Here is a 7,028-nt window from a genome sequence, read left to right on the forward strand (position 1 = left end):
TCGCCATTGAGGAAGTTTTAGTATGTTTGCCGTCAAGCGAGCGCTCAAATTGAATAACCGGGAAGCGACCTTGATGGCAAAACACGCAGGATTCCGGCGCGTAGTATTTAACTTTGGGTTGAATTTACGGACTCAAATGTATGGCGAGGGGAAATTTACAGACTCAAAGATACTCAACGAAGTTAAAAAAGTTCTTACCAACTACGTCAAGAAACAGCCTGAATTCGGCTGGATGAACCAGTTGTCTAGCCGAGTTTATCAAAATGCTTTGATTGATTTGAAAGATGCTTTTAGCCGATATCGCTCTGGAAAAGCAGGTCATCCGAAATTGGCGAGCCGACGAGATGGTCAATCTTTCACTGTTGACTCGTCTAGTGGAAAAGTCCTGCTAATCGCTGGCAACACCATCAAGATTCCTACTTTGGGAACTTTTCGACTTTATGAACCATTAGAATGCGGATTCGTCTCTCAAACTTTTACGATTTCAAAAGAAGGGAGTCGCTGGTTTGTTTCTTTTTGTGTTGATGCCGAACGTTTGCCAGTTCGACAACCTGAGAACTCTGTAGGGATCGATATGGGCATTAAATCTTTTGCCACGCTGTCAACTCAGCAGGTCTTTGATGCGCCAAAACCATTAAAGCAAGCGAAAACCAAACTTCCTAAATTGCAACGCAAAGCATCAAAACAGGTAAAAGGTTCCCAAAACCAGCGCAAAACCTACAATAAAATTAGTCGGCTTCATGCGCGGATAGCTCGTATTCGCTTAGATTTCCTTCACAAGCTAACAACTTATTTAGCCCAAACGTTCAAACTAATCAAGATTGAAAGCTTGAACGTTCGGGGGATGATGGCGAATCACAAGTTAGCTGGAGCAATATCAGATCTAGGGTTTTACGAATTCAAACGTCAACTCGATTACAAGTGCCAAATGTATGGAGCTAGTCTAGTGTTGGTAGACCAATGGTTTCCCAGCTCTAAAACCTGTTCTAATTGTGGCAGTAAAAAAGATATGCCACTAAGTCTTCGGATTTTTGACTGTCCAGTTTGTGGCATATCTTTAGATCGTGATTTGAATGCCAGTTTGAATATTTTAAACTGGGAACCCTCGGCGTGAGGGGGATAGCCTACTTATCTTGGGATTAGCCGTCTACCCAACAGCGTAGGAAGTAAACTCGAAATTGTGTCTAAAGATGGCTTTAGAAAAGTTTAGGTAAGTTTTATGAAGCAGATTGCCAAAAACATTATGAATTCAACATCGAAAATTGAAAGTCCCAAATCCCCAGATGCCAAAATCGATCTGCGTGGGACTCCGTGTCCTCTGAATTTTGTCCGCACTAAACTGCGCTTGGAGCAAATGGCACCGGGCTCAGTTTTGGAAGTGTGGCTGGATGCTGGGGAGCCGATCGAACAAGTGCCCGATAGTCTCAAAATGGAAGGCTACCAGATTCTCGAAACGGAATTTGTCGCGGATGAGCCGGAGTCGGGCTATTTTTCAATGAAAGTGCAGCGCCCAGAAGACAAGGAAGCAGGATGAGCCTGAATTCACCCTCGATCGTGGGTACTGTAATTGCTGTTCAGGCTAACTTCTACCAAGTGAGGTTAGATCCCGAAGTCTCCATTGACGGGAAAAAGGCTCCCCTCGCTGATTCTCCGACTCTCCTGTGCACTCGTCGCACTCGACTGAAAAAAATTGGCCAACAGGTGATGGTGGGCGATCGCGTGGTGGTAGACGAACCGGACTGGACTGACCGCCGGGGAGCAATTTCTGAAGTATTCCCCCGCCAAACAGAACTCAACCGCCCACCTGTAGCTAATGCCGATCGCATTCTCCTCGTTTTTGCCCTTGCTGAACCCGACTTAGATCCCGCATCATTAACTCGGTTTTTAGTGAAGGCAGAATCTACAGGTTTAGAGGTGAGTTTGTGCCTGAACAAATGCGATTTGGTCACGCCCCAGGAGTTGGAACAGTGGCGCGATCGGCTTTCAGGCTGGGGCTACGAACCAATGTTTATTAGCGTCCGCAGCGGTTTAGGAGTTCAGGAATCCCCCGCTAATCGTAAAAATGAAGTTTCTGCATCGGAACCAGCTTTCCATGACTTAGTGGAGAAAATAGAACCATCTATGCTGAGTTCTGAGGATAACCCCCAATTGCCAAATTCGGTCAATCCGTTACATCCGTTAAAGCCCGTACATAGCCCGTTGCCGAACTTCCTTCTGAGCCATTTGCAAGGAAAAATAACGGTAATTTGTGGCCCTTCTGGGGTTGGCAAGTCCAGCTTAATCAACCAACTGATCCCGGCCCTGAATCTGCGAGTGAACGCTGTTTCCGGCAAACTCGGCCGCGGGCGCCATACGACTCGCCACGTCGAACTATTTGAACTCCCCGGCGGCGGACTTTTGGCCGATACTCCGGGCTTTAATCAGCCGGCTCTCGAATGCGATCCCTCAGAGTTGGCGGAATATTTCCCAGAAGCGCGCCAGAGGCTGGCTTTGGGTAGCTGCCAGTTTAGCGACTGTTCGCACCGAGACGAGCCTAACTGTGTGGTGCGGGGCGGTTGGGAGCGCTATGAGTATTACTTGCAGTTTCTCGAAGAGGCGATCGTCCGCCAACAAGCTCTGCAAAACTCCAGCAGCGCCGAGGCAAGTTTGAAGCAGCAAACCAAGTCGGATGGTACGCAGCATTACGAACCGAAGCTGCAAACTAAAAAATATCGTCGCTCTTCCCGCCGCGTTCAACACCAGTCACTCCAAGATATGTGTCAAGACTTAGAGGAATTGTGAGGAAGTCGCCGCCCATCGCCCGTAGGCACTAGACAACAGTACCAAGACTTACCCAGAAACCGGGTTTCCTCGATAAAAATACTTCGTTGCACCCCGATGCCCCCTTCGCAAAACCGTCTTTCTTTAGTGGCGAGTGCGTAAGTCCTGAGTACATTAATAGCTAAAATTAAATGGCCTTAGATTTGTTAAAAAAAGTAGAACAGAAGCAAAAGTTAGCGGGTACTGCAGGAGCAAAAATATTGTGAATATTCAAGAACTGTTTCAAAAAGGCGGCCCCGCCATGTGGCCCCTGTTGCTGTTATCGATTTTATCTTTGAGTACAATTATCGAGCGCTTGTGGTTTTGGGCAAGCCTCCTGAGCAAAGAAAAGCAGATAGTTAACCGCATTCTGGAAGCGGCTCGCAGCGATTGGGGGGCGGCTAACGAGATTGCCAGACAAGCTAACCGACAGCCGATCGGGCGATTTCTTTCTGCACCCCTGCGGCTCTACAATCCCGAACCAGATTTGTTTCGACTCGCACTCGAAGCTGCAGCCGATGAAGAGTTGGCTTCGATGCGTCGCGGTGACAAAATCTTAGAAGCTACGATCGCTCTGGCGCCTTTGCTGGGCTTGCTGGGAACAGTTTTGGGCTTGATTAACTCGCTCAGTTCCATCCGTCTGGGCGACATCGGCACGGCGGCAACAACTGGCGTAACTTTGGGGATTAGCGAGGCGCTGATCACGACTGCTACTGGGATGGTAGTAGCAATTTTTACCTTGGTGTTTTACCGCATATTTCAAGCTTTTTTGTTCAACCAGGCAAAAATATTTCGCAAAGCTGGAAATGAACTCGAATTGCTTTACAGACAATACTGGCCTGCTGCTAATGCTAAGGGTCGAGCGCCCGGTGCCGAATACAGCAATTCTTCCTTTGGTTCCGATGGTTTGAACAGGCGTTCTCTCAATTCTCAAGAACCGGGAGAACGGAATCGGGAGCCGAAATTGAAAGGTTCCGATCCGGCTGAAGATTCACCTTCTAATAATTAGAACCAAGGAGAACTGATGAAGATTAATCTAGATACTCCTGCTGAAGAGGCTCGGATTGAGCTGGTGCCTTTAATTGACGTGATCTTTTGCATTCTGACGTTTTTTCTGCTGGCGGCTTTGCAACTGACTCGGCAGCAAGCCATTAATGTGGATTTGCCTAAAGCGAAGACTGGACAAACGCAGATGCGAGAGATGCTGATTGTCAGCATTGACGATTTCGGGCAAACTTATATCGACCAATTGCCTGTTAATTACCAACAGCTAGATCGAGTTTTAAAGAGTTTCCAAAGCCAAAATCCTACGGGGTTGATGGTGCTGTACGCTCCTCAAAATGCGAGATATGCCAAAGTTGTCGAGGTTTTAGACAAATTGAGAGAGGTAGGGGGCGATAGAGTTGCCCTGGCAACTCTTCCTAGTTCGGCTCCCTCCCCATTGCCCAATACCTCGCTTCCCAATTCTGGCATTCCTGCAGCACCTGCGATCGGCAATTCCGGTCAACCCCTGCCGTCTCCTGTGCCTCCGGGGCAGCAACAGTTCAACCCCAATCAGTTTCAATCCCCTCTCCCGGCTCCTGGGCAGCAGCAGTTCAATCCCAATCAGTTTCAATCTCCTCTCCCGGCTCCACAGCAGCCTAGTAACTTTGGGGCAAATCAGGGCCTTCCTCCTGTTTCGCCTGCACCCGCTGCTCCCAATGTCAGACCCGAAATCGCCACTCCACCGCAGGATGGCGGGCCGTCGAATTAGTCAGAAGGAAGAAGGTTCGGCAACGGATTGTGTAACGGATGTAACGGATGTAACGGATGTCAGTCCGATGTCCGTCGGAAGAAGGGAGAAGGAAGAAGGGAGAACAGAGAAATAGAAATTTTCCCAATCTCCTCATCTCCCGCTCTCCCGCTCTTCCGCTCTCCTCATCTCCCCCTCTCCTCATCTCCTCATCTTTCAATCTCCCCCTTTCCCCATCTCCTCATCTCCCCCTCTCCCCCTCTTCCGCTCTCCCCCTCGCGGAGATTCTCACCGCCGGATTTGGTATAAAGGGCTTCAATTCTTTTGGTTCGTACTGAGCCTTTTTTCTCTTGACAAGTAGATAGACTTGTATATGCCTGCGGAAGGAACTTTTGCAGGCATCTCGCCATCTCTATCCCTAAGTAAGTTATTTCCTAGGACAGATGGTAATTTTGTCAAATAATTGTTACCTTTTGTAATATATACTCAAGCCAGATGGGCAATCGGGTATCCCGAAACCAACGGTCGATCGCTGAAACAACTTACAAATCTGGTTAATCCAGGTGTTCAGTTTTAAGTCACCTTTACTTACAGAGGAGTCAAAGTCATGAGCCAACCAGCAGAATTGTCTTTGGAACAGCAATTTAGCCTGTGTTCATTCAAAACACAGGTAAGTGACATGAGCCGTGAACAAGCTCAGGAGTTTTTGGTCAAGCTTTACGAGCAAATGATGCTACGAGAAACCATGTACCGCCATTTTCTGAAACACCACTGGGGTTTAGAACCTAACCCAGGCGTTGAGTAACCAAGAGTCGCAGTCGGCGACCTCCGTCTCTTACTCTCTTCCCTCAGGCGGAAAGGAGTTGGGGGTGATGGGGCGTCACTCGAAGGCAGAAGGTAGAAGGCATCTGTACAGACGTGAGGAAAATTTGACAATTCCTTTGTGGATTTCACTGAATGTGGAAGTCGAGGTAAGCAGTTTGTCGATCGACACCACCGGAAAGCGCAAAGATAATTTATCGCGCCTAGACTCGAAAATTGGATAACTATTAATAATAAGTAAGGGTTAATTTTTTAACCAATTAAAGTTTTTAAAAAATTAAATATATTTGTGTGTAGTTGCAGCGGATGAGGTTTGACAACAATGGGGCTAGTCGGACATCTGAGCGCGACCTCCGACTAGCAAAACCTTCAATTTTCACCAAAATAGTGGGTCTGAAGCCCCGTCATAAGCTTGACGGCTTTTCTTCTTTGAGTTTATCAATCCAGTCCTCAATCATTTGCGTCATCGTCTTTTCTCGTTGTGCAGCAATTCGTCTCAGCTTTTCAATGCGGTTTTTAGAGACTCGAATACTTAACCGATTTTCTTTCATGATTGGGTACACAATGGACGCACTTTATGTGATCATGAATTGAGGTTAAAACGCTTTGCAGTATGAAGTCTAGATACCAGTATCGTTTCTATCCAACCGACCAACAGCGACAGAGTTTAGCTCAGTTGTTTGGATGCGTTCGTGTTGTATGGAATGATGCTCTGGCTACCTGCAAGCAAGCCGAAAAGTTACCCAGGAATGGGCAATTACAAAAACTCGTCATCACCCAAGCTAAGAAAAATCAAGAAAGGGAATGGTTGAATGATGTTTCTGTAGTCCCCTTACAACAGTCCGTGGCGGATCTAGGTGTTGCCTATCAAAACTTCTTTGACTCTCTCAAAGGGAAGCGAAAAGGGAGAAAGGTAGGTGCGCCGCGATTCAAAAAGAAAACGAGTCGGCAATCAGCGCGGTTTACACAGCGTGGATTCTCCATCAAAGGTGATGAAATTTATCTGGCCAAGATTGGAAATGTTAAACCTATTTGGACAAGAGACTTACCTTCTGAACCTACCTCGGTAACTGTTATCAAAGATTGTGGAGGTCGTTACTTCCTTAGTTTTGTAGTGGAGATTGTCCCCTCTAACTTGAAAGCAATTAATCCATCTATTGGCATTGATCTGGGAATTAAAACCTTTGCTGTCTTGAGTACAGGTGAAAAGATTGTAAGTCCCAGCTATTCCAGGTTGGACAAGCGGATTCGTCGCAAACAGCGCCAACTTGCACGTCAATCCAAAGACTCAAAACGGAGAGAGAAAACGCGCCTACAAATTGCGAAGTTGCACAACCAAGTCTCGGACACTCGCAAGGATTTCTTGCACAAACTATCAACCCGTGTAGTGAAGGAAAATCAAGTGATCGCACTGGAAGATTTAAATGTGTCGGGATTGGTTAAAAATCGCCAACTAGCTAGGGCTTGCTGGATAAGTGCAGAAAGGTTACAGAGCCTGGTTATGTGATCGCGCGATCGAAAAAAGTGTGCAAGATAAACAGGTAGGTAGTAATAAATATGTAGTGAAGTTTAATTACAGTAATTGAATACATAGGATAATTTTATAAATAACACAATCAAAATTTTTGATTTTAATATTTCTTTACGCGCTCGAATGTAGATTTAGTTACACTTA

Annotated in this window: 10 protein-coding genes; 9 read left to right on the forward strand and 1 reads right to left on the reverse strand. The window is 46.6% G+C overall.

Translation table 11 applies throughout. The annotated features are described in order from the left end of the window. The first annotated feature begins 22 nt into the window (after window positions 1–22). From QUB10_RS17070 to QUB10_RS17105, 8 genes are all read left to right on the forward strand, one after another. Complete coding sequence (locus tag QUB10_RS17070; RefSeq protein ID WP_333203879.1) at window positions 23–1,114, forward strand: RNA-guided endonuclease TnpB family protein; 1,092 nt, start codon at window positions 23–25, stop codon at window positions 1,112–1,114. A gap of 129 nt (window positions 1,115–1,243) precedes the next feature. Further along, window positions 1,244–1,534, forward strand: a complete 291-nt coding sequence (locus QUB10_RS17075; protein WP_333203880.1) for a sulfurtransferase TusA family protein — start codon at window positions 1,244–1,246, stop codon at window positions 1,532–1,534. Then, the gene (gene rsgA, locus QUB10_RS17080; RefSeq protein WP_333203882.1) at window positions 1,531–2,781 is read left to right on the forward strand and encodes a ribosome small subunit-dependent GTPase A; all 1,251 of its coding nucleotides are present in this window, start codon (window positions 1,531–1,533) and stop codon (window positions 2,779–2,781) included. Before QUB10_RS17075 ends, rsgA begins: the two co-directional genes overlap by 4 nt. Window positions 2,782–3,022: 241 nt before the next feature. Beyond that, complete coding sequence (locus QUB10_RS17085; RefSeq protein WP_333056048.1) at window positions 3,023–3,808, forward strand: MotA/TolQ/ExbB proton channel family protein; 786 nt, start codon at window positions 3,023–3,025, stop codon at window positions 3,806–3,808. A 15-nt stretch (window positions 3,809–3,823) separates the two neighbouring features. Next, the gene (locus QUB10_RS17090) at window positions 3,824–4,552 is read left to right on the forward strand and encodes a biopolymer transporter ExbD (protein WP_333203885.1); all 729 of its coding nucleotides are present in this window, start codon (window positions 3,824–3,826) and stop codon (window positions 4,550–4,552) included. Beyond that, complete coding sequence (locus QUB10_RS17095) at window positions 4,533–4,667, forward strand: hypothetical protein (RefSeq protein WP_333203887.1); 135 nt, start codon at window positions 4,533–4,535, stop codon at window positions 4,665–4,667. The genes QUB10_RS17090 and QUB10_RS17095 overlap by 20 nt, the downstream gene beginning before the upstream one ends. Before the next feature lie 471 nt (window positions 4,668–5,138). After that, entirely contained in the window at window positions 5,139–5,336 is a 198-nt protein-coding gene (locus tag QUB10_RS17100) for an NblA/ycf18 family protein (protein ID WP_006635253.1), read from the forward strand. Then, entirely contained in the window at window positions 5,329–5,577 is a 249-nt protein-coding gene (locus QUB10_RS17105; protein WP_333203889.1) for a hypothetical protein, read from the forward strand. Before QUB10_RS17100 ends, QUB10_RS17105 begins: the two co-directional genes overlap by 8 nt. Before the next feature lie 180 nt (window positions 5,578–5,757). Here QUB10_RS17105 and QUB10_RS17110 read toward each other — a convergent pair whose 3' ends face one another. Beyond that, window positions 5,758–5,916: a ribbon-helix-helix protein, CopG family gene (locus QUB10_RS17110; RefSeq protein WP_333203891.1), complete on the reverse strand. Its 159-nt coding sequence runs from the start codon at window positions 5,914–5,916 to the stop codon at window positions 5,758–5,760. Between the two features lie 50 nt (window positions 5,917–5,966). On the opposite strand from QUB10_RS17110, the gene QUB10_RS17115 reads away from it, so the two are divergent. Beyond that, window positions 5,967–6,860, forward strand: a complete 894-nt coding sequence (locus tag QUB10_RS17115; protein WP_333203893.1) for a transposase — start codon at window positions 5,967–5,969, stop codon at window positions 6,858–6,860. Window positions 6,861–7,028: the final 168 nt, after the last annotated feature.

Source organism: Microcoleus sp. B5-D4 (assembly GCF_036705145.1).
In the GTDB taxonomy this organism is placed as follows: domain Bacteria; phylum Cyanobacteriota; class Cyanobacteriia; order Cyanobacteriales; family Microcoleaceae; genus Microcoleus.